The sequence below is a fragment of the Bradyrhizobium sp. CFUWI genome (assembly GCF_056429085.1).
Genome location: NZ_JBWJZE010000169.1, coordinates 1 through 466, shown reverse-complemented (window position 1 = coordinate 466; position 466 = coordinate 1). Strand labels below are relative to the sequence as shown.

The window sequence follows — 466 nt, the reverse complement described above, 5'->3', positions numbered from 1 at the left end:
ATGTGGCTGTCAACGGCATCGATGGCCTTCACATGGCCTCCCACGGCCACTACGACTTGATCGTTCTCGACACCATGCTGCCGGGCATTGATGGCTTCGGCTTGCTGGCCGCGCTGCGGCAGAGCAAGCAAACGCCGGTGATCATGCTGACGGCCCGCCATCGCATCGAGGATCGCGTCCGCGGACTGAAGGCGGGAGCGGACGATTACCTCGTCAAGCCGTTCGCCTTTTCCGAACTTGTGGCACGCATCGAGGTGCTGCTGCGCCGCACCGCTGGTACTGCGCCCGCGCCTGATGCGCTGCTGCTGTGCCTGGGGGACTTGCAAATGGACCTGGCGAGGCGGCGCGCTACTCGGGCCGGTCAGCGCATCGACCTGTCCGCAAAGGAGTTCCAACTGCTGACACTGCTCTTGCGCCGCAAGGGCGAGGTTCTGTCACGTACCGAAATCGCGGAACAAGTATGGGA

Annotated in this window: 1 protein-coding gene; it reads left to right on the top strand. The window is 63.5% G+C overall.

Annotated elements, in window-relative coordinates; translation table 11 throughout:
• Window positions 1–466 (top strand): response regulator (locus tag AC066S_RS39250; RefSeq protein WP_478271970.1); only part of this gene is annotated, 466 nt, incomplete at both ends.